Source organism: Streptomyces poriferorum (assembly GCF_019399235.1).
Lineage (GTDB): Bacteria > Actinomycetota > Actinomycetes > Streptomycetales > Streptomycetaceae > Streptomyces > Streptomyces poriferorum.
The window spans coordinates 20,735-46,134 of the sequence record NZ_JAELVH010000024.1; the positions used below are offsets into that span (position 1 = coordinate 20,735).

Here is a 25,400-nt window from a genome sequence, read left to right on the forward strand (position 1 = left end):
TACGGACGGAAGGGACGACCATGCCCGCGACCCCGGCGCACACCCTCAACGACGGCCGCTCGATCCCCGCGGTCGGACTCGGCACCTGGCCCCTGGACGACGACGACGCCGAGAAGGCGGTCGCCGGAGCGCTGGAGCGTGGCTACCGGCTCGTCGACACCGCGCTGAACTACGGCAACGAGACCGGTACGGGGCGCGGCATCGCCCGTAGCGGCGTACCGCGCGAGGATGTCTTCGTCACCACCAAGGTGCCGGGCCGGCACCACGGGTACGAGAAGACGCTCGCCTCGTTCGAGGAGTCGCGCCGCAACCTCGGCCTGGACCATGTGGACCTGTATCTCATCCACTGGCCGCTGCCCCGTGTCGATCTGTACGTCGACACGTGGCGGGCGCTGATCCGGCTGCGCGAGGACGGGCTCGTGCGGTCGATCGGGGTCTCCAACTTCACCGCCGACCAGCTGGCGCGGCTGGAGGAGGAGACGGGCGTGCTGCCCGCCGTCAACCAGGTCGAGATGCATCCGCGGCTGCCGCAGGAGGAGCTGCGGGCGGTGCACGCCGCCAAGGGCATCGTCACGGAGAGCTGGAGCCCGCTGGGGCGCGGCCGCGATCTGACGGCCGACCCGGCGGTCGTCGCCGCTGCCGGGGCGCACGGTGTGACGCCCGGCCAGGTCGTGCTGCGCTGGCACACCCAGCTGGGCGCCGTCCCGATCCCGAAGTCGGCCGATCCGGGCCGGCAGCGGGAAAACCTCGATCTGTTCGGGTTCGAACTGACGCCGGATGAGCTGGCGCGTATCGCGGCCGGCCCGCAGGAACGGTTCGGCGGGGACCCCGAGGTGCACGAGGAGTTCTGAGCCGCTGCGGCGCGCCGTCCGTTCGCCCTACGACCGCGGCTGCACCTCGGCCATGCGGGACCAGCCCTCGCCCGGCACCTCGACGTTGATGATCTCGGGCACCTCCGCCACCAGGTCCGCCATCGTGTCCATCGCCGCGGCGAAGTGCGCCGACCGCACGTGGGCCGCACCGGCTTCCGGGGACGCGAACGCCTCCAGCAGCACGAACTGGTCCGGGTTCTCGACGCTGTAGGACCAGTCGAAGAACACGTTGCCGGGCTCCTGCCGGGTGGCGAGGGTGAAGTCCTCGACGGCCGGCAGCCAGTTGTCGCGTTCGGCGGTGCGCACGGTGAACCTGACGGCGATGAAGATCATGGCGACTCCTGTGGGGATGTGCGGGAACCAGGGCAGGGTCCCGCATCCCTACGGTATCGCCCCAATACGGACAGCCCTCGGCTGGGCCGGTTCAGCCGCCCAGTTCGACGTGGCGGGCCGTCAGCCGTGCGGCGCCCGGTCCGGTCAGCGAGCCGAAGAGGCGCAGCCGCGAGATGCCGCCGTCGGGGTAGATGTCGATGCGGACCTCGGCGGCCCGTACGGCCTCCGGCAGGACGAAGCGGTGGTTGGTGTCGGGCTGCAGCCGGGTCCTGGGCAGCACCTCGGTCCAGTCGTCACTGCCCGTGTCCCGGGCCGAGAGGCTCGCCCAGCCGGCCGAGTTGCCCTTCAGGTACGCGGTGTCGATCTCGACGACACGGATCTCCGCCTCCTCGACGAGGTGGTAGTGGATCCAGTCGTTGCCCCGGTCGCGCCGGCGCCGGGTCTCCCAGCCGTCGTCCATCTTGCGGGAGCGGCCGGGCTGGATGGTGTTCGTCGCCGGGGAGTAGAAACGGTCGGACGCGTCCTCGACCCGGCCGCCGTTCTCCAGCGCGACGAGGTCGAAGGTGCCGAGCGCCGTCAGCCAGGCCGGGTCCGGGGCGACTTCGCCGTACACCCGGAGCCTGGCTATGCCCCCGTCGGGGTGCTGGCCGACCCGCAGGTGGGTGAAACGCTGCGCCGCGTCGACGGCGAAGCCGTTGGCCGCGTGGCCGCCGACTGCCGTACGGGGGACGAGCGTCGTCCACTTCACGTCCGGGGCGAGGAGGTCCTCGGGGGACGGCGAGCCCGGCAGCGAGACGCCTTCGACGGAGACCGCCTGCGGGTAGTTGCCGCGGAAGTGGGCGGTGTCGACGACGATGCCGCGCACGACGCCGGGCGCGCCGAGGCGGACCAGTGCCCAGTCGTGGTCCTCGGCCGCGGGGTGCGGCTGTGCGGCGCTCACGCCACGGCGGCGGCGGGTCTCCCAGCCGTCCATGATCTTGCCCTTGTGCCCGAAGTGCTCGGGATCGAAGTGGGCGGGCTCCGGCTTCAGCAGGTTCTCGCGTTCCGCGAAGAACTCGTCGTTGGCGGCGATCACGCCCGCGCCGAGCCGCCGGTCGGCGAGGTCGACGAGGTGGGTGAAGGGGAGGTCCGCGGTGCGGTAGTCGGCGTACGGGTCGCCGCCGCCGTAGGGGTTCGCGTCGCCGGTGAAGTGCGTGGTCGCCGTCATGGTCAGTGGTTCCTTGTCTGGAGGCGGCCGGTGGGATCTGCGAGGGTGCCTTCGGTGGCGATGCGTACGCCGCGCAGCCAGGTCGAGCGCACGACGCCGTGCAGGGTCCGGCCGGCGTAGGCGGTGACCTGGTTGCGGTGGAAAAGCTCGGCCGGGTCGACGGTGAAGGTGGCGTCGGGCGCGAGGACCGCGAAGTCGGCGTCGCGGCCGGCCTCGATCGCGCCCTTGGCGGTCAGTCCGGCCAGTTCGGCGGGGGCGGCCGACATCCAGCGGGCGACGTCGTCAAGGGAGTGGCCGCGCCTGCGGGCCTCGGTCCAGATGGCGGGCAGGCCGAGCTGGAGGGAGGAGATGCCGCCCCAGGCGGAGGCGAAGTCCGGCGTCTTGAGGTCCGTGGTGCAGGGCGAGTGGTCGGAGACGATGCAGTCGATGGTGCCGTCGGCGAGTCCCTGCCACAGCGCGTCCTGGTTGGCGGCCTCGCGGATGGGCGGGCAGCACTTGAACTCGGTTGCGCCGTCCGGGACTTCCTCGGCGGTGAGGGTGAGGAAGTGCGGGCAGGACTCGACGGTGACGCGGACGCCCTCGCGCTTGGCGGCGGCGATCAGCGGCAGGGCGTCGCTGGAGGACAGGTGCAGGACGTGGACGCGTGCGTTCAGCCGTTTCGCGTGGGCGATGAGCCCTTCGATCGCGGTGTTCTCGGCGTCGCGGGGCCGGGAGGCGAGGAAGTCGGCGTAGGCGGGGCCGCCCTGCTGCGGCGCGGACGCCAGGTGGTGCGGGTCCTCGGCGTGCACGATCAGGAGGCCGCCGAAGCCCGCGATCTCGGCCATCGACCGGGCCAGCTGCTCCTGGTCCAGTTCGGGGAACTCCTCGACGCCGGAGGGCGAGAGGAAGCACTTGAAGCCGAAGACCCCGGCCTCGTACAGCGGGCGCAGGTCCTTGACGTTGGAGGGGATGGCGCCGCCCCAGAATCCGGTGTCGACGTGCACCTTGGGGGCCGCCACCTGCTGCTTGACGCGCAGGTGCTCGACGGTGGTGGTCGGCGGGAGGGAGTTGAGCGGCATGTCGAGCAGCGTCGTGATCCCGCCGGCCGCGGCGGCTCGGGTGGCGGTGTAGAACCCTTCCCACTCGGTGCGGCCGGGGTCGTTCACGTGGACGTGCGTGTCCACGAGTCCGGGCAGCAGGACGTCGTCGCCGAAGTCCTCCACCCGGGCCCCCTCCGGCACCTCGGTGTCGTACGGCAGGACGGCGTCGATCGTCCCGCCCGCGACATGGACCGCGGCGGGCCGGGTGCCCCCGGGGGTGACGACGCGCGTCGAGCGCAGAACCAGCTTCACGTCCGTACCGGACACCCGTGCTCCCCACTTCATGAATTCAACGAACTGTTGAAGGAGTCTTCACTCGGGAATGCGACCCGTCAAGACCCCATCCTCCCCTCGGACCGCCCAGCGGACCACGCGCGGCGCCGACTGGAGATTTCCACAAAGTAAAAGTAATATTTCGTAGTGCGGAATGTAGAATGGGCCATACGTGGCACCGCGCGGACCGTCGGACCGGCCCCGGACACCGGGACAAACGAGCCCTGACCGGCCAGGACGGTGCCCCTGCGACAGTGGGCCGATCGGGAAGCGCCCGGTAGGCTGCTGCCTTGCTCTTCCGCTTCGAAAGGACCGTTGACGTGCCGCCGTCCCACGCCAGCACTTCCGACTCCAAGTCCGCCGGTTCCAGCGGTGGTGTGCAGTCCCTTGAGCGCGCCTTCGATCTGCTGGAGCGGATGGCCGACGCGGGGGGCGAGGTCGGCCTGAGCGAACTGTCCGCGAGCAGCGGACTTCCGCTGCCCACCATTCACCGGCTGATGCGCACGCTCGTGGTGTGCGGCTACGTACGCCAGCAGCCCAACCGGCGCTATGCGCTCGGCCCGCGGCTGATCCGGCTCGGCGAGTCCGCCGCGCGGCTGCTCGGCACCTGGGCCCGTCCGTATCTGGCCCGGCTGGTCGAGGAGACCGGCGAGACGGCCAACATGGCACTGCTCGACGGCGACGAGATCGTGTACGTGGCGCAGGTGCCGTCCAAACACTCGATGCGCATGTTCACCGAGGTGGGCCGCCGGGTGCTGCCGCACTCCACCGGAGTGGGCAAGGCGCTGCTGGCGCACACCCCGCCGGACGAGGTGCGGGCCCTGCTCGCGCGGACCGGGATGCCGGCCGCCACCGAGAAGACGATCACCACCCCGGACGGCTTCCTGGACGCCCTGGAGCAGGTCCGCCGGGTGGGCTACGCGGTGGACGACAACGAGCAGGAGATAGGGGTCCGCTGCCTTGCGGTCCCGGTCCCCAACTCCCCCACCTCCGCGGCGATCTCGATCTCCGGGCCGGCGGGCCGGGTGACCGAGGCGGCGACCGAGCGCATCGTGCCGATCCTCCAGCAGGCCGCCAAGGAGCTGTCCGAGGCGCTGGCCAGCAGCGGGTCGGCCGGCTGAGACGCGAGCGAAGGGGTGGCCGGAGCCCTCGGGCTCCGGCCACCCCTTCGTCGTATCCGCCCCCAGCGCACTCAGGCCAGGGCCGGGGCGGTCACCCTGCCGTCCTGCATGGTGACGGTGAGGTCCATGCGGTCCAGATGGGTCCGGTCGTGCGTGACCATGACGGTCGCCGTGGACCGCTGCCGGGTCAGCGAGACGAGGAGATCGAGCACCGCCGCTCCCCGTTCGTGGTCCAGCGCGCTGGTCGGTTCGTCGACGAGCAGGACCGCCGGGTCGTTCATCAGAGCCCGTGCGATGTTGATCCGCTGGCGCTGACCGCCCGAGAGCTGGTGGGGCCTTCGGTCCGCCTTGTCGGCGAGCCCGACCGCGTCCAGGAGCTCCAGGGCGCGGGCCCGGGCGGTCCGCGCCGCGCCGCCCGACAGGTGTGTCATGACCTGGAGCTGTTCGGCGGCGGTCAGCGACGGCAGCAGATTGGGCTGCTGGAAGACGATGCCGATCCGTTCGCGACGCAGCGCCGCCTTGTCCGCGCGGCCGAGCCCGGCCGTGTCCGTACCGGCGACGACGACGGCGCCCTCGTCCGGCGTGACCAGGGTCGCCGCCACGGCGAGCAGACTCGACTTCCCGGAGCCCGAGGGGCCGACGACGGCGGTGAGGGTGCCCGCGGGCACGTCGAGCGCGACACGGTCCAGGGCGGTGAGCCGGCCGTCCCCGTCCGGGTAGGTGAGCGTGACGTCGGTGAGCGTGAGGGTCATCGGGCACTCCGGGGGTGGCTGAACGGCAGCACGTGGGTCATCGGGCACTCCCCAGTGCGGTGAGCGGGTCGACGGCGGTGATCCGCCGGATGGACAGGGCCGCGCCGACCGCGCCGAGGGCGATCATGACGGCGGCCGGGAACAGGACGGTGGACGCCTCCAGGACGAAGGGCACGGCCCCGCCGCTGACCAGCGCACCGATGCCGGAGGCGAGCGCGGTGCCCACTCCCGTACCGATCGCGAGCATCACCACGGCCTGCCCGAGTGCGTCCCTCAGCAGATACGGCGTGGAGGCACCCAGTGCCTTGAGAACGGCGACATCGCCGCTGCGCTGGATCGTCCAGACGGTGAAGAAGGCACCGATGACCAGGGCGGAGATGGCGAAGAGGAAGCCGCGCATCAGCTGGAGCGAGCCGTTCTCGGCCTGGTAGGAGCCGATCGCGGTGAGGGAACCGTCGAGCGTGAGCGTGCTGGTGCCCGCCGCCCGGTCGCCGGCCGCCAGATCGGCCCCGCCGGTGGTGGTCAGCGCGATCACGGTGGCGTGCTCCGTACCGCCGGCGCCGTCCGCCCCGAACCGCTGCCAGTCGGCGAGCGACGTCCACACGACCGGCGTATGGCTGTACGAGGCGTCGCCGGCGACCGCCGCGACGGTGACCTCGTCGCCGCCGATCCTCAGCCGGTCACCGGCGCCGGCCGCCAGGTCCTCGGCAGCCTGCTCGGAGAGCACGACCTCGCCCGGTCCGACCGGGGCGCCCCGGGGCGCCAGACCGCTCCCCGGCTCGACACCGAACGCCGACACGGCCGCCGTCCGCTCCCCCGCCGCCGCGGCGGCGTTCAGCGTACGGATGCCGAGCGGCTGAGCCGCGGTGATCCCGGGCCGCTTCTCCCAGCTCCGCCAGGCGCTCTCCCGGACGGCCGAATTGGTGAAGGACACCGACTGGCCGTCGGGCGGGGCGGCGAACGCGATGTGATCGGCGTCCAGCCCCGTGACGGCCGAGGTGTTCTCCCGGGCCAGCCCGGCGGTGAGGCCGGACAGCAGGCCCACGAGCAGCGTGATCAGCACCACGACCGTGCCCATGAGCGCGAACCGGCCCTTGGCGAAGCGAAGATCTCTCCATGCGACGAACATGACTCCAGCCTGGGATCTCCCTGCCGCGGAAACATCGCCCGCGGGCCGGTCGAGACATCAACCTTTCGATTGACCGGCCCCGCGCGCCCCGCGTCTACGCTGGACGAATCATGGAAAAACGTGTCCATCCCCCGGTCGCCGCCGCGCTGCGGCTGTGTCTGCACGCGCTGATGCTGGGGCTGCTGGCGCTCGCCGCCGTGAAGGCCCTGGGCGGTGGCGCCCCGCACTCGGGGGCCGTCGTCGTACTCGCGGCGGTGCTGGCCGCGGTGTACGCGGCGGGCGCCCTCGCTCCCGTCGTGCAGCCGCGGACCCCGGCGGGGGCGCTCTGGCTCACGGTGCTGTGGGCACTCTGGCTGGCGCTGCTGGCGCTGTCGCCGGACGCGACGTGGCTCGCGTTCCCGCTCTACTTTCTCCAGCTGCACCTGCTGGCGATGCGCTGGAGCCTGCCCGCCGTGGTGGTGACGGCGGGGGCCGCCATCGCCGGCTTCCTGCTGCACGGCGAGGAGGTCACCCCCGGCACGTTCATCGGCCCGCTGCTCGGGGCGGCGGTCGCGGTCGCCACGGTCCTCGGATACGACGCGCTGTTCCGCGAGAGCGAGCGGCGCCGCGAGCTCATCGAGGAGCTCGTCTCGACCCGCGCGGAGCTGGCCGAGGCGGAGCGCGCCGCCGGGACGCTCGCCGAACGCGAACGGCTGGCCCGCGAGATCCACGACACCCTCGCGCAGGGCCTGTCCAGCATCCAGCTGCTGCTCCGCGCCGCCGAACGCACCCTGCCCGCGGACGCCCCCGCAGCGGCCCATGTCCGCCGGGCTCGCACGGCCGCGCAGGACAATCTCGCCGAGGCCCGTCGCTTCGTACGCGCCCTGACCCCGCCCGATCTGGAGAACGGCTCCCTGGCCGCCGCCCTGGAGCGGCTCTCGGCCCGCACCACCACGCCCGGGCTGACGGTCCAGTTCGCCGTGAGCGGCACCCCGGTGGAGCTGCCGACCCCCTACGAGGTGGCGCTGCTGCGCACAGCACAGTCGGCGCTGGCCAACACGGTGCAGCACTCCGACGCGCGGCGGGCCGAGATCACGCTGAGCTTCATGGACACCTCGGTGGCGCTGGACGTGGTCGACGACGGCCGCGGCTTCACCGACGACTCCGCCGCGAGCGCGGGTACCGGGACGGGCGGCTTCGGCCTGCCGGCCATGCGGTCCCGGGCCCGTTCGCTGGGCGGCACCCTGAGCGTCGAATCGGCGCAGGGCCAGGGCACGGCAGTCGCCCTGACTCTGCCACTGCCCCTCCCCGACGGCCGGACCGGACAGGATGCCGCATGACCGTGACCCCCGCGATCCGGCTGCTGCTCGCCGATGACCACCCGGTCGTACGGGCGGGCCTGCGGGCCGTCCTGGACACCGAGCCGGACTTCCGCGTCGTCGCCGAGGCCGACACCGCGGAACGGGCGGTGGCCCTGGCCGCGACGGGCGAGTTCGACGTCGTCCTCATGGACCTGCAGTTCGGCGCGGGTATGCACGGTTCGGAGGCGACCGCCGCGATCACCGCGGTGCCCGGCGCGCCCCGGGTCCTGATCCTGACGACGTACGACAGCGACGCAGACATCCTGGCGGCGGTGGAGGCGGGAGCGGCCGGATATCTGCTCAAGGACGCCCCGCCGGAGGAGCTGGCCGCCGCGGTCCGTACCGCGGCGGCCGGCCGCTCGGCCCTGGCGCCGGCCGTCGCGCACCGGCTGATGGACCGCATGCGGACGCCGGCCCAGGCGCTCACCAAGCGCGAGCTGGAGGTTCTGCAGCTGGTCGGCGAGGGACTGTCGAACCTGCAGATCAGCAAGAAGCTGTTCCTCAGCCAGGCGACGGTGAAGTCTCATCTCGTGCACATCTACGCCAAGCTGGGCGTGGACTCGCGCACCGCGGCCGTGGCGGCGGCGACGGCCCGCAGGCTCATCCGCCGCTGAGACCGCCGAGGCGTGCCCCGCCCGCTTCAGCGACGCGGCGGCTCGCCGAACAGATCGACCGCGATCCGTACGTCCCTGAGTGCCGACGCCAGCGCGCTGACCGAGCCGACCGCCCCCGCGATCAGCAGCAGCGACCGGCGGAGCCGGGGAATCTCGGGCGCGCCGCCGGCCGCCATCGCGTCCAGCGCCGCCAGCTCGTCCTCGGCGATCGCCCGGTCCGGGAACTCCGCGGGATGTCCGGCCAGCTCCCGTCGGAGCCGGGAGACGGCCGTACGCAACTCCGCCACCCTCGGGTCCTCGCCACTGCTGGTCACCCGCGCCTGCCCCACGCTCTTCAACAAAGCACTCCCCCTCGCACATCTTTGTGCCGGTGTTTCGACCGAACCCCGAACGGTGGTCAAGTGTCCGGGGATGCGGGCAAGTTAACGCCATGACAGGTGCCGGGCGCCACTCCGCGGACGGAACTCGGAGTGTCCCCCGCATTGACGCGGGCCGGGAGACCGGCCCGGTCCGTGCGCGAACGGCCGGTCCGGTGTATCCAGGCGGCATGACAAGCACACCGCACACCCCCTCCTCACCCGCCCCGGCCACCTCGCCCGTCATCGCCGGCCTTCTGCTCGCGGCTGGTGGCGGACGGCGGCTCGGCGGGCGCCCGAAGGCGCTGCTGGAGCACCGTGGCCGCCTGCTGGCCGACCACGCGGTGGCCACGCTCCGGGAGGGCGGCTGCGGCCCGGTGCATGTGGTGCTCGGCGCGGCCGCCGACGAGGTGCGGGCCCGCGCCGCACTGTCCGGCTGCACGGTGAGCGTCAACCCGGAGTGGACCGATGGCATGGGCTCCTCACTGCGGGCGGGACTCACCGCCCTCGCCGGCACGGACGCGGACGCGGTGGTCGTCCTGCTGGTCGACCAGCCGGGCATCAACGCCGAAGCGGTGGCCCGGGTGCGTGCGGCGTACCGCTCACGGACGAGCCTGGCGGCGGCCTCGTACGGCGGTGAGCGGGGCCATCCGGTGCTCTTCGGGGCCGCGCTCTGGACGGACATCGCAGCGGGGGCGGTGGGCGACCAAGGAGCCCGGTCGTATCTGCGGGCGCACCGCGATGCGATCACGCTCGTCGAGTGTTCCGATGTGGCTCAGGCGTACGACATCGACACGGCGGAGGACCTGGCGCACCTTGAGTGAACGCACTGGCACGCTGCGCCATCAGGGCCCCACTTCTGTCGACCCGGAGAATCTCGACATCAACAAACCATTGAACTTCCACCATGAGGAAACTACTATCCACTGGTCAGAAGCCCTCTGCACCTCAGACGGCGACCACGGCCGTATCCCGGAGCCCTGGCACGCCGTGCCATTTCAGGCGACCCGGCGGCCGTGAGACGTCGCCCGCACCGCCCGCTGAAGGAGTGACAGCTCATGTCCGCACCAGCGCCGTCCTCGCTGGCCATCGTCGATGCCGAGCCCCTGCCCCGGCAGGACGAGGTCCTCACCCCCGCAGCCCTCGCGTTCGTGGCCGAACTGCACCGCAGGTTCACGCCGCGGCGGAACGAGCTGCTTGCCCGGCGCGGTGAGCGCCGCACGGAGATCGCCCGCACCTCCACGCTGGACTTCCTGCCGGAGACCGCCGCGATCCGTGCGGACGACTCCTGGAAGGTCGCACCGGCGCCGGCGGCGCTGAACGACCGCCGGGTGGAGATCACCGGTCCGACCGACCGCAAGATGACCATCAACGCCCTGAACTCGGGCGCGAAGGTCTGGCTCGCCGACTTCGAGGACGCCTCCGCCCCGACGTGGGAGAACGTCGTCACCGGCCAGCTCAACCTGATGGACGCGTACAACCGCGCCATCGACTTCACCGACCCGAAGTCCGGCAAGTCGTACGCGCTGAAGCCCGCCGACGAGCTCGCGACGGTCGTCACCCGCCCCCGCGGCTGGCATCTGGACGAGCGCCACCTCCAGCTCGACGGCACCCCGGTGCCCGGCGCGCTGGTCGACTTCGGCCTCTACTTCTTCCACAACGCGCAGCGCCTGATCGACCTCGGCAAGGGCCCCTACTTCTACCTCCCCAAGACGGAGTCGCACCTGGAGGCCCGCCTCTGGAACGACATCTTCGTCTTCGCGCAGGACTCCGTGGGCATCCCGCAGGGCACGGTCCGCGCGACGGTCCTGATCGAGACGATCACCGCCGCGTACGAGATGGAGGAGATCCTCTACGAGCTCCGCGACCACGCCTCCGGGCTGAACGCGGGCCGTTGGGACTACCTCTTCTCCATCGTCAAGAACTTCCGTGACGGCGGCTCGAAGTTCGTCCTGCCGGACCGCAACGCGGTGACGATGACCGCCCCGTTCATGCGGGCGTACACCGAACTCCTCGTCCGCACCTGCCACAAGCGCGGCGCCCACGCGATCGGCGGCATGGCCGCCTTCATCCCGTCGCGCCGGGACGCCGAGGTCAACAAGGTCGCCTTCGAGAAGGTCAAGGCCGACAAGGACCGCGAGGCCGGCGACGGCTTCGACGGCTCCTGGGTCGCCCACCCCGACCTGGTCCCGATCGCCATGGCCTCCTTCGACGCGGTCCTCGGGGAGAAGCCGAACCAGAAGGAGCGTCTGCGCGAGGACGTCTCGGTGGCCGCGGGCGACCTGATCGCCATCGACACCCTGCACGCCAAGCCCACGTACGACGGTCTGCGCAACGCCGTCGCGGTCGGCATCCGCTACATCGAGGCGTGGCTGCGCGGCATGGGCGCGGTCGCCATCTTCAACCTGATGGAGGACGCGGCCACCGCCGAGATCTCGCGCTCGCAGATCTGGCAGTGGATCAACGCGGACGTGGTCTTCGAGAACGGCGAGCACGCCACGGCGGAACTGGCCCGCAAGGTCGCGGCCGAGGAACTGACCGCGATCCGCACCGAGATCGGCGACGAGGCCTTCGCCGCCGGAAAGTGGCAGCAGGCCCACGACCTCCTGCTCCAGGTCTCCCTGGACCAGGACTACGCGGACTTCCTGACGCTGCCGGCGTACGAGCAGCTGCGCTGATCCCGCACGTACGCCTCCGCCCCGGTGCCGAACGGCGCCGGGGCGGAGTCACGTGCGGGGCACCCTGGCGGGCCCGTGGTGCGTCGGACCGTTGTGGAATCATCCCCGCGTCGGCCTTCGGAGCCCGACTCCGGCACGCATCGACCGAGGGAGCGCCGCGCCGCATGCCCGTCCATCGGGGAATGGGTCGCGCTGCCGGGCTGGGGCCTGCTTCAGCAGCCGGACGAAGCGGAGTGCGAGGCCGTACTCCACCGGGCGGCGGACGTCGTCGCCGCCGAGCTCGGGCCGCCGCTGCGCACGCTGCGCTCCGACGGCCGGCTCTGCCTGGGGCCGCACCTGCGCTGCCGGATCTGGCGGATGGGCGAACACGGTGTGGTGCTCGCCCCGCGCGAGGACGGCGGTCCCTACGGCTATCTGACGCATCTGGTCCTGACGGTGCATCCCTGGCCGGCGGGCGAGGAGCTGCCCGTCGGTGACGAGGACTGCCTGCGATGGGTGCGGGACCGCATCATCCTGTGAGACCGCGCCGTCCGGCCCGCGGAGTCCGCCGGAACTCCGCGGGCCGGAGAGCCTTTAACGCAGCCCGGTGTCCAGCGCGCTCATCAGCGTGCCCTGCGGGGTGTCCCCCGACATCTCCCAGACCATGACGCCCAGCAGGCCCTTTTCCTTCACATAGGCCGTCTTCCTGCCGATGGACCAGGTGTCATCGAACGACCACCAGTGGTTGCCGTTGTATCCGTAGGTCGATACGGACTGTTCGTCGTGGCGCACGGTCATCGTGGGGTACGCGCCGATCAGGTTGGAGTAGCCCCGGGTGCCGGCCTCCTCGGCGAACTGGCCGGGGGCCGCGCCGCCCGCGGGCTGCCATTCGCCGGCCGCTCCGCCGTCGGTGACGTTCTGCCAGCCGCGGCCGTAGAACGGGATGCCGAGGGTCAGTTTGCGGGGTTCGACGCCCGCGTCGGTGTACGCCTTGATGGCGGCGTCCGCGCTGAAGTGGAAGTCGTACGGGTCCTGGTCGTCGGTGTAGAGGTTGGCCTGGTGGCCCGCGCGGTTCGGCTCCCAGGAGTTGTCGCTGCCCGAGCCGTGGAAGTCGTAGCCCTGGACGTTGGCCACGTCGAGGGAGTCGAACACCTTGGACAGGTCCCAGCCCTCGTCGATCTTCTGCGGGTCGGCGGGGGTGAACGCGGTCAGGAGCCGGTGACCGCCGCCCAGGGCGTCCAGTTGCTTGCGGAACTCGGCGAGCAGCAGGGTGAGGTTGCCCTTGTCCTGCGGCGCGTAGTGGTTGCCGGGGTGTCCGGTGCCGGTGCCGGGCCACTCCCAGTCGATGTCGAAGCCGTCGAAGATGCCGGCCGCGGTGCCGGGGCCGCCCGCACCGTTGTACTCGGGCAGGTTGCCCTTGATGTACATGTCGATGCAGGAGGAGACGAACTTCTTGCGCGCCGCGTCGGTGGCGGCGACGTCGGAGAAGTACTTCGAGTAGGTCCAGCCGCCGAGCGAGACCACGATCTTGAGGTCCGGGTGGAGCTTCTTCAGCTTCTTCAACTGATTGAAGTTGCCCCGCAGTTTGCCCCAGCCGTCGTCCGCGACCCCGTCCACGGACTGGGCGGCCCCGAACGGGCGGGCGTAGTCGGCGTCCGCGTCACCGGCTCCGGTGCCCTGTTCGGGGTCCTGGGGGTCGGCGGTGGTTCCCTTCGTGACTCCGTTGAGGCAGGTGAGGTTGTTCGGGTCGATGTTGGCGAAGGCGTAGTTGACGATGTCGAGCTTCCCGGCGGCGCCGGAGTCGTGGAGGTTCTTCACGAAGTACTGGCGGCCGTAGATCCCCCACTGGACGAAGTAGCCGACCTTCGCGTAGTTGCCGGCGCCCACGATGTCGTCGGTCTTCACGGTGAGGGTGTTGCTCGCGGGCGAGGCGTTGTCGGCCGCGTCACGGGCCTTGACCGTGAAGGTGTACGAGGTCGAGGGAGACAGGCCGCCGATGGTGGCGGTGGCCGTGCTGCCGGAGACCGTGGTGGCCAGGGCGGAGCCGCGGTAGATGTCGTACGCGGCGACCCGCTGGTTGTCCGTCGCGGCGGTCCAGGCCAGCGTGACGGACGAGGAGTCGGTCGCGGTGGCGCGCAGGGCGGCCGGGGCCGTCGGCGGGGAGGTGTCGGTGGCCGGGTCGACGGTGGTGACGGCCAGCGGAGCGCTCTCGGCGGAGACGTTCCCCCGGGTGTCCTTGGCCCGGACGGTGAAGGAGTAGGCGGTGGCGGGGGTGAGACCGCTGACCGTGGCGGAGGTCGTCGCCGTGGCCGATCCCATCACCTTGCCGCCGGCCAGGATGTCGTACGAGGCCACGGGGAAGTCCCCCGCGGTGGCGGCGGTCCAGGACAGTGAGGCGGTGCGGGCGGTCACGTCGGTCCGCTTGAGACCGCCGGGTGCGCCGGGCGGCGCGTCGGCGGACCCGTCGCACTTGTCTCCGTTGATCCGGCAGCCGGCCGGCGCGGTGATCGGGCCGGTGGCGACGAACCAGAAGCTGTACGGCTCGGTGGTGCTGTGCGCGGCGACCGTGCCGTTGTAGTGGGCGTTGACCGCGGTGATGTGGCTGCCCCGGGTGGTGACGGTGCCGTTGTACGAGGAGCTCATCGCGACCCCGGCGGGCAGGTCGAATTCCAGGCTCCAGCCGGTGACGGCCGCGTCGGTGTCGTTGCGCAGGACGTAGGTGCCCTTCCACCACGGGCCGTTGTCGGCCGAGGTGAAGGTCGCCGTGAGCTTGCCCGCCGCGTGTGCGGGAGCGGCCTGGAGGGACAGCAGGGTGAGAAGGAGGGCGAGGACGGCGAGCAGTGCGGTCGCCGTCCTCCGTCTGAGGGGCATGTGCTCGAACATGGTTCTCCCTTGCGGCTGGGACCGGTGAGGCGGTCCTCGGGGGGAGCGGATACATGTCGTTCCATGGAGCACAGGGGAAAGTAATTGGTCTGGACCAACTCGTCAATAGGTACAGACCAATTAGCCTCTCGCCACCCTCTCCGCCTCCGGCGGAAAACTGCTCAGCCGCCGAGCACGACGGTGCGCGCCGCCGAGAAGTCGCCCCACTTCCCGTCGGGGAGCTTCGCGCGGATCTTCATCGAGTAGCGGGTGCCGCGCGGGTCGGTGACGGTGAGCCGGTAGCTCGCCCGGCCCGCGGGCGGCTCGCCGCCCCAGACGATCGTGGTGGTCAGCCGACCGTCCAGATACAGCTGGTAGGCGGGTATCTTCCCGCCCGTCTCCGGCTGCTTCCAGTCCAGGTCGACGGCGTACTCCTTGCCCTGGGCGCTGCTCGTGATCCGCAAATCCGTGGGGGCGGTACTGGCGGGTGCGCCGGGGGCTGTCGCCGTAGTGAGGTCGAAGGTGTTGCTGTCGGGCGACGAGGTGTCGGCCGCGTCGCGGGCGCGGACCGTGAAGGTGTAGACGGTGCCGGGGCGCAGCCCGGTCAGGCGGGCCGTGGTCTGCGCGCCGGGGACGCTGTGGATCCGGGAGCCCTCCTGGTAGATGTCGTACGAGGTGACGCCGACATCGTCCGTGGAGCCGCCCCAGGACAGGGTCGCGGCCCTGCTGCCGTCGACCTTGCCGCGCAGTTTCACCGGCCTGGTGGGGGCCTCGTGGTCGGCGGGAGTGGGCGCGGGGGTGGTGACGGCCGCGGCGGCGCTCGGCGCGGAGAGGTTTCCGGCGGCGTCACGGGCACGGACGGTGAAGGTGTAGGCGGTGGAGGCGGTCAGCCCGTCCACGTCGATCATCACCTTCGCCGCCGGGACGGACTTGACCTTCCTGCCCTGACGGTAGACCTCGTAGCCGGTGACGGCCCTGTCGTCGGTGGCGGGTTCCCACATCACATGGGCGGACGTGGCACTGCTCGCCTGGACGGTCACCCCGTGGGGCGCGGTCGGTTTCCGGGAGTCCGCCTCGGCCTCCGAGTCGCAGGCGGTGAGCGTGGCGAGGAGCAGGGCGGCAGAACAGGCCAACGCGGCAGTTGCGTGGGGGCGTTGCACGGTGGTGCCTTCCATCCGAAGCAATGGTCCAGACCTGTATCGCATGGTGTGGGGGTCGCCGACAAGAGGACGGAGCGGAACGTTCCGCAATGTGCCGGTGTGCGCCGCACCGGTGTGGCACCACCTGGCCCTCGTGGCGCGCCGAGCGATGATTCCGTGGCGCTCGGGCAGTCTGCACAGGTATGGATACGCAGACGAACTCCGCACCCCTCCTCGACCTCGGACCGGCGGCCCGGCAGATCACCGGAATGCTCACCGCCATCGACGACGCCCGGCTGTCCGGCCCGACCCCCTGCCCCGATGTCACCGTCGGCGCGATGCTGGCCCACGTGGAGGGGCTGGCCGTGGCGTTCCGGGATGCCGCGCGCAAGGAGCTGGGGGCCACCACCGACACGGCGCCCTCGGTGGAGTCGGGGGTCCTCGACGGCGGCTGGCGTTCCACCCTGCCCGCAGCGCTCGACGACATGGTGGCGGCCTGGCGCGCACCCGACGCCTGGCAGGGCATGACCCGGGCGGGCAGCGTGGACCTGCCGGGCGAGGTGGCCGGCATGGTCGCGCTCAACGAGCTGGTGCTGCACGGCTGGGACCTGGCTAGGTCGACCGGGCAGTCGTACGGGGCCGAGGAGGCGCATCTGCGCAACACGCTGGCGCTGCTTGCCGACGTGGGCGACAACCCGCCGGCCGACTCCCCGTTCGGGCCGCCGGTCCCCGTCCCGGACGACGCGCCGCTGCTGGACCGGGCGGTCGCCCGCAGCGGCCGGCGCCCGGACTGGCTGCCGGAGAGCTGAGGGCCACCGCGTCAGCTGGTGAAGAACTCCGTGATCTGCTGGGCGACCTGGTCGGCGTGGACCTCGTGGAGCCGGTGGCCGCCGCCGATCGTGAGGAGGTGGCAGTCGGGAATCAGCGAGGCCATGTCCTGGAGCCGGGCCTGCGGCATGGTGCTGGCCGGGCCGCCGGCGAGCATCAGCGTCGGGGCCACGATCTCACCGAGCCCCTCGGCCCAGGCCGGGTCGGGGTCGGCCAGCTGGGTGCGTACGGCTCCGAGCACGGCCTCGTCGTAGTCGACCGGCCCTGCGGGCGGCACGTCGGGGCCCGCCGCTCCGGGGAACGGCGGCGGGGTCTCCACCAGCACCAGCCGCTCCACCCGGTCCGCATGCGTCTGGGCGAAGAGATGGGCGACGACGCCTCCCATGCCGTGGCCGACGAGGCCGACGCGGTCGAGCTCGCAGGCGTCGAGAAAGCCGAAGAGGTCGTCGAGCATGAGCTCGAAGTCGTACTCGTCGGGCCAGTCGCTTTCGCCGTGGCCCCGCAGGTCGAGGGCGTACACCCGCCATTCCTGACCGAGCAGACTCCCGGCCGCCTCCCAGCTCGCGGCGGAATCGCCGAGGCCGTGCAGCAGCACGACGGGCGAGCCGAACGGGTCGCCCCAGGTCCGGTACGCCATTCGTACATCGCCGACATCCACAACAGACTGATCATCCATACCGTTCCTATTCAGTGAGCAGGAGTGAATCTTGGACCCATTCTTGCTCGCCGCGGACATCCCGAACGGTTTGGGTGTCCTGGTCGCCCGCGTTCTCGCCGTGTCCGGTGGCACGGATCGTGTCCGTGGTCCGGGGATGCGGGGGCGGGGTTCCTCACGCCCAGGGGCACGCCGGTCGGTCTGGAGGGTCCGATGCCCGTGTACATCGCTCTGGTGTGCGCGGGGCGGTGCCGTCCGTCGCCGGATCGGGTGTCCGAGGGCGCGTCGCCCGATCGCGATACCGGCGGCATCGTGACGGGACATTCTGCGGCGGGGTGTGGTCAGTGGCTTTTGCCAGTGCTGACCGCCCCACATTGAGGTATAGGCGGGGTCGACCGCGATGATGGCCAGGCCGTGTTCGGCGGCCATGGAGACGAGGCGGGCCTTGAACTTCCCGGTGGGGATGCCGGAGATCAGCTGCCGGAAGCGTTTCCTGCGGCCGTGCTTCTCCCTGGTCTTCTCCGCACCGAAGTCGAGGTCCTCGATGGCGATCGCCGCGACACGGGTCTGTTTGGCCCAGTGCAGGAGGCGGGTGAGGGCGTGGCGGAGTTGCGCGTCACGGCGGTGGGCGGTGCCCGTGAGGTCGTAGACGAAGCGGTGAGGTTCGCCGACGGGGTTGCCGTGGGGGTCGAGGCGATAGGCGGCGAAGTGGTCGGCGTTGGTGTCGACACCGATCACACCTTGGGCCAGGGCCGTTTCCAGGGGGATGGCGGGCACGGTGGGGCGTTTCCAGGAGGCGGTCAGGTACCAGCGCCCACGCGTGGTGTCGTGGTTGATGCGGTAGGCAACGGCCCAGTTCGCCTCGATACGGTCAGCCCACTCCACACCCCGGTGCGCGAACGCCACGGTGGAGGTGAGGGTGTAGCGGCCGTGCTTGGCGTTGGCCAGGTAGGCGAGCGGAGCGGGCAGCTTGATGCTGACCTGGCCGTCTGGGGTGACGCGGATCGTCTCGTTCCCGTACCGCTTGCCCGACTCACCGTCCGCTGCCAGGAACCAGCGCTCCGCCTCCCACCACTCACGCCACCGGCCTTCGGTGAGCCCGGCCTCGGCGAGGTGGTGGCGGGTGTTGAGCATCCGTTTCCCGCCCCGCACCACCCGCACCCGCTCCGCCTGCCAGTCCGCCACCGCGGCGGCGTGGCGGGCTTCCAGGGCTTTGAGGCGGCGGGACTTGTGGAACCACTCACCCCGGGACCGGTAACCACCGGGGCTGCGTTCGGTGCCCCTCGCTCCGATGGGGAGCGACAGGCGGTGCCGTAGCACCTTGATGCCGGCTTCAAGGCTGCGGATGTGTGCGGCCTGGCAGCGTCGGGCGAGTGCCCACTGATCATGCGTCGCCTTCGTGATCGCCCCGGCGATTCTGGACGACGACTCCTTCGTCAGCTCCCGCTTCCGCGTGGCCCAGGTGTCAGCACCATGGTTCGGGCCGTCCGCGCACCGGGCCTTCAGGTCCTGGGAGGCCAGCGCACCCTGATGGGCCCCACAACCCTCAGCACGTGCTCGTCCCGCAGGCTGAGGTGCTTGAGACGGTCCCGCACCGCCACCCCCGAAGGGCCCGGGGCCACGAACGGCACCGCCAACTCCCGTACACCAGCCAATGATGACCACACCCCCAACCCGCAACCGCCGAGCAACCCGTCGCCCGGCACAACGAGCCACCACGACCAAGGTCACCCATTCGGCGCTAGAACTCTCGTTCCCGCCCTCACTCACCGCACCATCGGACTCACCCCATACGCCAACGCACTTGTGCACACTCAACCGACACCAGCTCACAGCCCCTGACGCTACAGCCGAGTAAGTAAAGATCATCCCCACGGCCTGGCAGGCTGGAAAGGTGAAGCTCACCGCGCGTTCCCCCGTCGTCACCTCCGTCGCTCTCGCCCTGGCCGCCGCCCTGCTGTCCGGGTGTACGGGGGCGGGTACCGGCAGCGCCTCGGGCAAGGGGGGCACGGGTCCCGGACTGGACGATCCGGCGAAGAAGGACATCGCCATGCAACTGGTCTCCAGCGCGGAGAACTCGACCCTCGACTGGAAAGCGCAGTACGGCTACATCCAGGACATCGGTGACGGCCGCGGGTACACGGCCGGCATCATCGGATTCTGCTCCGGCACCGGCGACATGCTCCGGGTGGTCGAGCGGTACGCGAAGGCGCGGCCCGGAAATCCGCTGGAGCGGTTCCTGCCCGCCCTGCGCGGGGTGGTGGGGAGCGACGCGCACACGGGACTCGGCCGTCCGTTCACCGAGGCGTGGTCGAAGGCCGCGGATGACGCGGCGTTCCGTGCGGCCCAGGACACCGAGCGGGACCGGGGGTACTTCGAGCCCGCGGTCGCACAGGCGAAGAAGGACGGGCTGGGCACGCTCGGGCAGTTCATCTACTACGACGCCTATGTGATGCACGGGGCGGGCGACGCGGAGGGCACGGTCGGCTTCCGTACGATGCGCCGCCAGGCACTCGCCGAGGACCGGCCCCCGGCACGGGGCGGCGACGAGGGCACGTACCTCGACGCCTTCCTCGACGCGCGCGTCGAGGCGATCGGCAAGGAGCCCTCGCACAGCGACACCAGCCGGGTCGAGACGGCACAGCGCGTCTTCGTGCGCGAGGGGAATTTCGGCCTGGAGACACCGCTGCGGTGGACGGTGTACGGCGACAGCTATCTGATCAAGAGGCCGGACGCTTCGTAAACCCAAGATCGACAGGCGCGCGAAGCGTTGGCCGAGCGACCCGTGTGCGCCGGTGCGCATGGCATGTGACCTGCACTTTCACTCCATCAGGGAAGGCTTCATCCGCCCGTGTCCCGGTGGCCGGCCGGCCCGTTGAGGCGGGCGGACGGTCCACGCGCCGTGGGCCGGATCACTGAGGAGTTCGCGACATGATGAAGAAGATTCTGCTGGGCGCGGCCATGCTGACCGCCGGTCTGGGACTGGCCGTCTCGCCCGCCGCCCAGGCCACCCCGAGCACGACCGCCGCGCACAGCAAGGCGGCACCGGCCCAGGTCTGCACGGTCAACGACAACGGGGTGAACTTCCGTGGCGGTCCGGGGACGGACTACCCGGTGCTGGGTCAGGTGAACCGGGGCCAGAACCTCGACTACCGCGGCCAGCAGGGCAACTGGGTGATGGGCGACCTGTGGGGCGGTCCCACCGGCGTCTGGATCCACGTGGCCTACCTGGACTGCTGACCCGGCACTTCACAGCCCCGCACCGGCCGCCCTCGCGCCCGGTGCGGGGCTTTCGCACGCCCGGACCGCACGAACTCGCCCGCGTCGCAGGGGTGTACGACCACCGTTCGACTCTGATAGTAAAGCTTCCTAACAGAACAATCGGAACGACGAACTCCCTTGGAGGACTGGTGCACGCTCCCCACAAGCGCACCGCACGTCGCAACAACCGATCCGTGCGCGTCGCACTCGTCGCGCTCGGTCTGACCCTCACGGCGATTCCCGCCACCGCCTTCGCAGGCACCGCACCCGCCCCCACGGCGGTTCACCACCAGGAGGCAGCCGCGACCGGGCTCGACGATCCGGCGAAGAAGGACATCGCCATGCAACTGGTCTCCAGCGCGGAGAACTCCTCGCTGGACTGGAAGGCGCAGTACGGCTACATCGAGGACATCGGTGACGGCCGTGGCTACACGGCGGGCATCATCGGATTCTGCTCCGGCACCGGCGACATGCTCGACCTGGTGGAGCTGTACACCCAGCGGGAGCCGGGCAACCCGCTCGCCGAGTACCTGCCGGCCCTGCGCGCCGTGGACGGCACCGATTCGCACGACGGCCTCGATCCCGGGTTCAGCGAGGCCTGGGAGACCGCGGCCGGCGATCCGGCGTTCCAGCAGGCGCAGAACGACGAACGCGACCGGGTCTACTTCGACCCGTCGGTCGGCCGGGGCAAGAGCGACGGGCTGGGCACACTGGGCCAGTTCGCGTACTACGACGCCATCGTGATGCACGGCGACGGCGGCGACAGCACGAGCTTCGGTTCGATCCGCGAGCGCGCTGTCGCCCGGGCGAAGCCGCCGTCCCAGGGCGGCGACGAGGCCACCTACCTCAACGCCTTCCTGGACGCGCGGGTCTGGGCCATGAAGCAGGAGGAGGCCCACTCGGACACGAGCCGGGTGGACACCGCCCAGCGGGTCTTCCTGGAGAACGGCAATCTGAACCTGGATCCGCCGCTCGACTGGAAGGTGTACGGCGACAGCTTCCACATCGGCTGACGCACCGGGCCGCGATCGGCTGTGGCGCGTACGACCGCCCTCACGGCGGAACCGTACGCGCCACAGTGCTGTGACCGACCGTCAGTGCACGGCCACGGGAGCGGGGTTGGCCTTCTCGTGGTCCTCCTGTTCCGCATCCGGCCCGGCGTCCGGTTTCCGGCCCAGGTGGTTGAAGGCCAGGTTGAGGACGATCGCCACGACGCACCCGGTCGAGATGCCCGAGTCGAGGACGACGAGCAGGTCCTCCGGGAACGCGTGGTAGAACTCCGGCGCGGCGATCGGTATCAGCCCGACGCCCACGGCGGCGGCGACGATCAGCGCGTTCTCGCCCTTCTCCAGCGCGGCGGAGGCCAGCGTCTGGATGCCGCTCGCGGCGACGGAGCCGAACAGCACGATGCCCGCGCCGCCCAGCACCGGCAGCGGCACCAGCGCGATGACGGAGGCCGCCACCGGGCACAGGCCGAGCAGGATGAGGATGCCGCCGCCGGCTGCGACGACGAACCGGCTGCGGACCTTCGTCATCGCGACCAGCCCGATGTTCTGGGCGAAGGCACTGCACATGAAGCCGTTGAACAGCGGGCTGATGGCGCTGCCCAGGGTGTCGGCACGCAGACCGCCCTCGATGGTGCGCTCGTCCGCGGGCCGGTCGACGATCTTGCCGAGGGCCAGCATGTCCGCGGTCGACTCCGTCATGCAGACCAGCATCACGATGCACATCGAGACGATCGCGGCGATCTCGAACTGCGGCGCCCCGAAGTGGAACGGGGTGGGGAAACCGATGACGTCGGCGTCCTTGATGGCACCGAAGTCGGTGATACCGACGGGGATCGCGACGAGTGTGCCGATGACGAGTCCGAGCAGGATCGCGATCTGCTGGAGGAAGCCGCGCAGCAGTTTCCGCAGGGCCAGGACGATCACCAGGGTGACGGCCGCCATCGTGATGTTGGTGGTGGAGCCGTAGTCGTCGGCGGTGGCGTTGCCGCCCTGGGACCAGTTGAAGGCGACCGGAAGCAGGGAGACGCCGATCAGGGTGATGACCGTGCCGGTGACGACGGGTGGGAAGAAGCGGACCAGTTTGCAGAAGTAGGGGGCGAGGACGAAGCCGAGGAGGCTGGCGACGATGATCGCACCGAAGATCACGGCGATGCCGTCGTGTCCGCGGTCCTTGCCGATGGCCACCATCGGCGTCACTCCGGCGAACGAGACGCCGTTGACGAACGGCAGCCGGGCGCCTATTCGCCAGAAGCCGAGCGTCTGGAGCAGGGTGGCTATGCCCGCGGTGAACAGGCTCGCCCCCATGAGGAAGGCGGTCTCCTTGGCGGTGAGGCCCACGGCGGGCCCCACGATCATGGGCGGGGCCACCACGCCCGCGTACATCGCGGCCACGTGCTGGAGACCGCTGGTGAACATCTTCAGTGGGGGGAGCGTCTCGTCGACCGGATGCTTCCGGTCGGACGGGGACGATTCCGGGTCGGGTGCTGCACTTGCGTCGTTGCGAAACCTGGGCGTAGCTGCCACGGCGGTTCCTCCGGTCGGGTACACATCTGCGGCGACGTGGGTGTCAGGGAGGTGGTGCCGGGGCCGGTCACCGGGACATGTGCCAGAAGTGTCCACCGGACCGGGCCCCGTGTGGTGCGTTGATGCAGGTGGGGCAGGTCGTGCAGCTGGTGCGGGCAGCTTGGATCGCCGGTACGGGAGGCGCGTACGTCTGAGGTACGCGCCTCCCCCACCGGTTGCCGTGGACCCCGCTCGGGTCCACGGCGGCCGGCCGAGGGCCGTCCCCCTCGGCCGGCCGGTATCGGGGCGCCGGGGAAGCCGTCAGGCTCCGGCGGCGATCTGCGCGAGGCGGCGGGCCTCGTCGCGGGTGGCGCGGGCGATGGCGTCCTCGTCCACGGTGGTCAGGCGGTTGGACTCCACGACCGGCTTGCCGTTGACGAGCGACAGCGTGACCGGGGCGGCGGCGCCGAAGACCAGGGCGGTCACCGGGTCCGCGATGGAGGCGTGGGCGAGGGTGTCCAGCTTCCAGAGCACGAGGTCGGCGAGCTTGCCGGGCTCCAGGGAGCCGATCTGGTCGGCACGGCCGAGGACCTGGGCGCCGCCGTACGTACCCAGGCGCAGGGCCTGACGGGCGTTCAGGGCACGTTCGCGGTGCGGGCCGAGGCGGTTGATGAGGAGGGCGTTGCGCAGTTCGGTGTGGAGTTCGCCGGACTCGTTGGAGGCGGTGCCGTCGACGCCGAGGCCGACCGGGACGCCCGCGGCGAGCATGTCCGGGACCCGGGCGATGCCCGCGGCGAGGCGGGCGTTGGAGGACGGGCAGTGGGCGACACCGGTGCCGGTGCGGGCGAACGCGGCGATGTCGGAGTCGTTCATGTGGACGCAGTGCGCCATCCACACGTCGGCGCCGAGCCAGCCGGTCGACTCGAAGTAGTCGGTCGGGCCCATCCCGAACAGCTCGTGGCAGAACTTCTCCTCCTCCACGGTCTCCGAACCGTGCGTGTGCAGCCTGACCCCGCGCCGACGCGCCAACTCGGCGCCCTCACGCATGAGTTCGGTGGACACGGAGAACGGGGAGCAGGGTGCGACGGCGATCTGGGTCATCGCGTCGAAGGAGGTGTCGTGGTGCGCGTCGATGGTCGCCTCGGTGGCGGCCAGCGCGCCTTCGAGGGTCTCCACGGCGAAGTCCGGCGGCAGCCCGCCGTCCTTCTCGCTGCGGTCCATGGACCCGCGGGCGAGGGTGAACCGTACGCCCATGTCGCGGGCGGCGCCGATGATCGCGCCGGACAGGTCGCCGGAGCCCTTCGGGTGCACGTAGTGGTGGTCCATCGCGGTGGTGACACCGCCGCGGGCCATCATGGCGAGCGAGCCCTGCGCGGCGGCGGCGGCCATCGGCTCGTCGATGCGCGCCCAGGTCGGGTACAGCGCGACCAGCCACTCGAAGAGGTTGTGGTCGGTGGCCAGGCCGCGGGTGATCCACTGGTAGAAGTGGTGGTGCGTGTTGATCAGACCGGGCGTGACGAGGTGCCCGGTGCCGTCGATCCGGCGTACGACGTTGTCCAGGCCCTCCGGAGCCCGGCCGGCGCCGACGGACTCGATGCGGTTGCCCGCGACGACGACATGGCCCGAGGCGTACTCGGTGTCGTCGGCGTCGACGGTCGCGATCGAACAGTTCTCGATGACGATGCGTTCCACTCGGTCGGCTCCCGGTGCTGCCATGGTGCTTCCTTCTCTCATCAGCGATGTGGGCACGGCAGGACCCTAGGAGGATTTGAGTGCCACAGCCGTGCGGCCGTGGGTGCCGAGATGGTGGAAGAACAGGTTGAGCAGGACCGCGACCAGCGCCCCGGCACTGATGCCGGAACCCAGGACGGTCTGCGCCCAGGACGGGAATCCCGTGTAGAAGCCGGGCGCGGCGAGCGGGATGATGCCCGCGCCGAGCGCCACGGCGACCAGGACGATGTTGGAGCTGTCGTCGAGTCCGGCCTCGGAGAGCGTACGGATGCCGCTGACGGCGATCGATCCGAACAGGACGATGCCGGCGCCGCCGAGCACGGGCATCGGGACGAGCGAGACGACCGCGCCGAGGACCGGGAAGACGCCGAGGACCAGCAGGGCGCCGCCCGCGGCGGCGACCACGTACCGGCTGCGCACCTTCGTCAGCGACACCACGCCGACGTTCTGCGCGAAGGCACTGGTCGGGAATCCGCCGAAGACCGGTCCGAGGAAGGTGGCGATGCCGTCGGTACGCAGTCCGCGGGTGATGGTCCTGCCGTCGGTGCGCCGGTCGCAGATCTCGCCGAGCGCGAGCATGCCGGCACAGGACTCGGTCATCAGGACGAGCATCACGATGCAGAGGGAGAGGATCGCGGCGGGCCGGAACTCGGGGGCGCCGAAGGCGAAGGGGGTGGGGAG

Annotated in this window: 23 protein-coding genes and 1 pseudogene; 11 read left to right on the forward strand and 13 right to left on the reverse strand. The window is 71.1% G+C overall.

The window, feature by feature from the left end; all coding sequences use genetic code 11:
• Positions 1-20 precede the first annotated feature (20 nt).
• Positions 21-851 carry an aldo/keto reductase gene (locus JGS39_RS07075; protein WP_219567883.1) on the forward strand — a complete coding sequence of 277 codons (831 nt, stop codon included), beginning with the start codon at positions 21-23 and terminating at the stop codon, positions 849-851.
• 27 nt (positions 852-878) lie between these two features.
• Here the strand turns inward: JGS39_RS07075 and JGS39_RS07080 are convergent, their stop codons facing one another.
• The 3 genes from JGS39_RS07080 to allB form a co-directional block, all read right to left on the reverse strand.
• A complete protein-coding gene (locus JGS39_RS07080; protein ID WP_219567885.1) occupies positions 879-1,205 on the reverse strand; it encodes a putative quinol monooxygenase in 327 nt (108 codons plus the stop codon).
• A 91-nt stretch (positions 1,206-1,296) separates the two neighbouring features.
• Positions 1,297-2,412: an allantoicase gene (gene alc, locus JGS39_RS07085; protein WP_219567887.1), complete on the reverse strand. Its 1,116-nt coding sequence runs from the start codon at positions 2,410-2,412 to the stop codon at positions 1,297-1,299.
• Positions 2,413-2,414: 2 nt separating this feature from the next.
• Complete coding sequence (gene allB / locus JGS39_RS07090) at positions 2,415-3,758, reverse strand: allantoinase AllB (protein ID WP_219567906.1); 1,344 nt, start codon at positions 3,756-3,758, stop codon at positions 2,415-2,417.
• A gap of 326 nt (positions 3,759-4,084) precedes the next feature.
• Between allB and JGS39_RS07095 the strand changes: the two genes are divergently transcribed.
• Positions 4,085-4,885: an IclR family transcriptional regulator gene (locus tag JGS39_RS07095; RefSeq protein WP_219567889.1), complete on the forward strand. Its 801-nt coding sequence runs from the start codon at positions 4,085-4,087 to the stop codon at positions 4,883-4,885.
• A 71-nt stretch (positions 4,886-4,956) separates the two neighbouring features.
• On the opposite strand, the gene JGS39_RS07100 is transcribed toward JGS39_RS07095, so the two are convergent.
• Positions 4,957-5,637, reverse strand: a complete 681-nt coding sequence (locus tag JGS39_RS07100) for an ABC transporter ATP-binding protein (protein ID WP_219567891.1) — start codon at positions 5,635-5,637, stop codon at positions 4,957-4,959.
• 37 nt (positions 5,638-5,674) lie between these two features.
• The gene (locus JGS39_RS07105; protein ID WP_219567892.1) at positions 5,675-6,766 is read right to left on the reverse strand and encodes an ABC transporter permease; all 1,092 of its coding nucleotides are present in this window, start codon (positions 6,764-6,766) and stop codon (positions 5,675-5,677) included.
• Between the two features lie 110 nt (positions 6,767-6,876).
• On the opposite strand from JGS39_RS07105, the gene JGS39_RS07110 reads away from it, so the two are divergent.
• Positions 6,877-8,085 carry a sensor histidine kinase gene (locus tag JGS39_RS07110; protein WP_219567893.1) on the forward strand — a complete coding sequence of 403 codons (1,209 nt, stop codon included), beginning with the start codon at positions 6,877-6,879 and terminating at the stop codon, positions 8,083-8,085.
• Positions 8,082-8,720, forward strand: a complete 639-nt coding sequence (locus tag JGS39_RS07115; RefSeq protein WP_219567894.1) for a response regulator — start codon at positions 8,082-8,084, stop codon at positions 8,718-8,720. Before JGS39_RS07110 ends, JGS39_RS07115 begins: the two co-directional genes overlap by 4 nt.
• 26 nt (positions 8,721-8,746) lie before the next feature.
• Here JGS39_RS07115 and JGS39_RS07120 read toward each other — a convergent pair whose 3' ends face one another.
• Positions 8,747-9,049, reverse strand: a complete 303-nt coding sequence (locus tag JGS39_RS07120) for a DUF5955 family protein (protein ID WP_219567907.1) — start codon at positions 9,047-9,049, stop codon at positions 8,747-8,749.
• Between the two features lie 218 nt (positions 9,050-9,267).
• Here JGS39_RS07120 and JGS39_RS07125 point away from each other — a divergent pair, with 218 nt between their 5' ends.
• From JGS39_RS07125 to JGS39_RS07135, 3 genes are all read left to right on the forward strand, one after another.
• A complete protein-coding gene (locus tag JGS39_RS07125; protein WP_219567895.1) occupies positions 9,268-9,900 on the forward strand; it encodes a nucleotidyltransferase family protein in 633 nt (210 codons plus the stop codon).
• A 234-nt stretch (positions 9,901-10,134) separates the two neighbouring features.
• On the forward strand, positions 10,135-11,754 hold the full coding sequence (gene aceB, locus JGS39_RS07130; RefSeq protein ID WP_219567896.1) for a malate synthase A: 1,620 nt from the start codon (positions 10,135-10,137) through the stop codon (positions 11,752-11,754).
• Between the two features lie 93 nt (positions 11,755-11,847).
• Positions 11,848-12,273: a hypothetical protein gene (locus tag JGS39_RS07135; RefSeq protein WP_219567897.1), complete on the forward strand. Its 426-nt coding sequence runs from the start codon at positions 11,848-11,850 to the stop codon at positions 12,271-12,273.
• A 54-nt stretch (positions 12,274-12,327) separates the two neighbouring features.
• Here the strand turns inward: JGS39_RS07135 and JGS39_RS07140 are convergent, their stop codons facing one another.
• Both JGS39_RS07140 and JGS39_RS07145 read right to left on the reverse strand, forming a co-directional pair.
• Positions 12,328-14,616: a glycosyl hydrolase family 18 protein gene (locus JGS39_RS07140; RefSeq protein ID WP_219567898.1), complete on the reverse strand. Its 2,289-nt coding sequence runs from the start codon at positions 14,614-14,616 to the stop codon at positions 12,328-12,330.
• Positions 14,617-14,777: 161 nt separating this feature from the next.
• The gene (locus JGS39_RS07145; RefSeq protein WP_219567899.1) at positions 14,778-15,770 is read right to left on the reverse strand and encodes a fibronectin type III domain-containing protein; all 993 of its coding nucleotides are present in this window, start codon (positions 15,768-15,770) and stop codon (positions 14,778-14,780) included.
• Positions 15,771-15,937: 167 nt separating this feature from the next.
• Here JGS39_RS07145 and JGS39_RS07150 point away from each other — a divergent pair, with 167 nt between their 5' ends.
• Positions 15,938-16,543, forward strand: coding sequence for a TIGR03086 family metal-binding protein (locus JGS39_RS07150; RefSeq protein WP_219567900.1), 606 nt, complete (start codon positions 15,938-15,940; stop codon positions 16,541-16,543).
• Between the two features lie 11 nt (positions 16,544-16,554).
• Here the strand turns inward: JGS39_RS07150 and JGS39_RS07155 are convergent, their stop codons facing one another.
• Entirely contained in the window at positions 16,555-17,238 is a 684-nt protein-coding gene (locus JGS39_RS07155) for an alpha/beta fold hydrolase (RefSeq protein WP_219567901.1), read from the reverse strand.
• Positions 17,239-17,245: 7 nt separating this feature from the next.
• Positions 17,246-18,872, reverse strand: a pseudogene (locus tag JGS39_RS07160) (IS200/IS605 family accessory protein TnpB-related protein).
• A 239-nt stretch (positions 18,873-19,111) separates the two neighbouring features.
• Between JGS39_RS07160 and JGS39_RS07165 the strand changes: the two are divergent.
• From JGS39_RS07165 to JGS39_RS07175, 3 genes are all read left to right on the forward strand, one after another.
• On the forward strand, positions 19,112-19,960 hold the full coding sequence (locus JGS39_RS07165) for a chitosanase (protein ID WP_308120226.1): 849 nt from the start codon (positions 19,112-19,114) through the stop codon (positions 19,958-19,960).
• Between the two features lie 188 nt (positions 19,961-20,148).
• Positions 20,149-20,457 (forward strand): SH3 domain-containing protein, encoded by a 309-nt coding sequence (locus JGS39_RS07170; RefSeq protein WP_219567902.1) that lies wholly within the window; start codon positions 20,149-20,151, stop codon positions 20,455-20,457.
• 170 nt (positions 20,458-20,627) lie between these two features.
• The gene (locus tag JGS39_RS07175; RefSeq protein WP_308120227.1) at positions 20,628-21,491 is read left to right on the forward strand and encodes a chitosanase; all 864 of its coding nucleotides are present in this window, start codon (positions 20,628-20,630) and stop codon (positions 21,489-21,491) included.
• Between the two features lie 81 nt (positions 21,492-21,572).
• Here the strand turns inward: JGS39_RS07175 and JGS39_RS07180 are convergent, their stop codons facing one another.
• The 3 genes from JGS39_RS07180 to JGS39_RS07190 form a co-directional block, all read right to left on the reverse strand.
• A complete protein-coding gene (locus JGS39_RS07180) occupies positions 21,573-23,009 on the reverse strand; it encodes a nucleobase:cation symporter-2 family protein (protein WP_219567903.1) in 1,437 nt (478 codons plus the stop codon).
• Between the two features lie 300 nt (positions 23,010-23,309).
• The gene (locus tag JGS39_RS07185) at positions 23,310-24,704 is read right to left on the reverse strand and encodes an 8-oxoguanine deaminase (RefSeq protein ID WP_219567904.1); all 1,395 of its coding nucleotides are present in this window, start codon (positions 24,702-24,704) and stop codon (positions 23,310-23,312) included.
• 42 nt (positions 24,705-24,746) lie between these two features.
• Positions 24,747-25,400 (reverse strand): solute carrier family 23 protein (locus JGS39_RS07190; RefSeq protein WP_308120228.1); only part of this gene is annotated, 654 nt, incomplete at its 5' end.

Bases quoted from the DNA above. Each gene is read 5' to 3' on its own strand.
- JGS39_RS07115 (WP_219567894.1), top strand. From the start codon at position 8,082: ATGACCGTGACCCCCGCGATCCGGCTGCTGCTCGCCGATGACCACCCG.
- JGS39_RS07080 (WP_219567885.1), bottom strand. From the start codon at position 1,205: ATGATCTTCATCGCCGTCAGGTTCACCGTGCGCACCGCCGAACGCGAC.
- JGS39_RS07100 (WP_219567891.1), bottom strand. From the start codon at position 5,637: ATGACCCTCACGCTCACCGACGTCACGCTCACCTACCCGGACGGGGAC.
- JGS39_RS07185 (WP_219567904.1), bottom strand. From the start codon at position 24,704: ATGGCAGCACCGGGAGCCGACCGAGTGGAACGCATCGTCATCGAGAAC.
- JGS39_RS07125 (WP_219567895.1), top strand. From the start codon at position 9,268: ATGACAAGCACACCGCACACCCCCTCCTCACCCGCCCCGGCCACCTCG.
- JGS39_RS07110 (WP_219567893.1), top strand. From the start codon at position 6,877: ATGGAAAAACGTGTCCATCCCCCGGTCGCCGCCGCGCTGCGGCTGTGT.
- alc (WP_219567887.1), bottom strand. From the start codon at position 2,412: ATGACGGCGACCACGCACTTCACCGGCGACGCGAACCCCTACGGCGGC.
- JGS39_RS07075 (WP_219567883.1), top strand. From the start codon at position 21: ATGCCCGCGACCCCGGCGCACACCCTCAACGACGGCCGCTCGATCCCC.
- JGS39_RS07150 (WP_219567900.1), top strand. From the start codon at position 15,938: ATGGATACGCAGACGAACTCCGCACCCCTCCTCGACCTCGGACCGGCG.
- JGS39_RS07140 (WP_219567898.1), bottom strand. From the start codon at position 14,616: ATGTTCGAGCACATGCCCCTCAGACGGAGGACGGCGACCGCACTGCTC.
- JGS39_RS07170 (WP_219567902.1), top strand. From the start codon at position 20,149: ATGATGAAGAAGATTCTGCTGGGCGCGGCCATGCTGACCGCCGGTCTG.
- JGS39_RS07145 (WP_219567899.1), bottom strand. From the start codon at position 15,770: ATGGAAGGCACCACCGTGCAACGCCCCCACGCAACTGCCGCGTTGGCC.
- JGS39_RS07155 (WP_219567901.1), bottom strand. From the start codon at position 17,238: ATGGATGATCAGTCTGTTGTGGATGTCGGCGATGTACGAATGGCGTAC.
- aceB (WP_219567896.1), top strand. From the start codon at position 10,135: ATGTCCGCACCAGCGCCGTCCTCGCTGGCCATCGTCGATGCCGAGCCC.
- JGS39_RS07105 (WP_219567892.1), bottom strand. From the start codon at position 6,766: ATGTTCGTCGCATGGAGAGATCTTCGCTTCGCCAAGGGCCGGTTCGCG.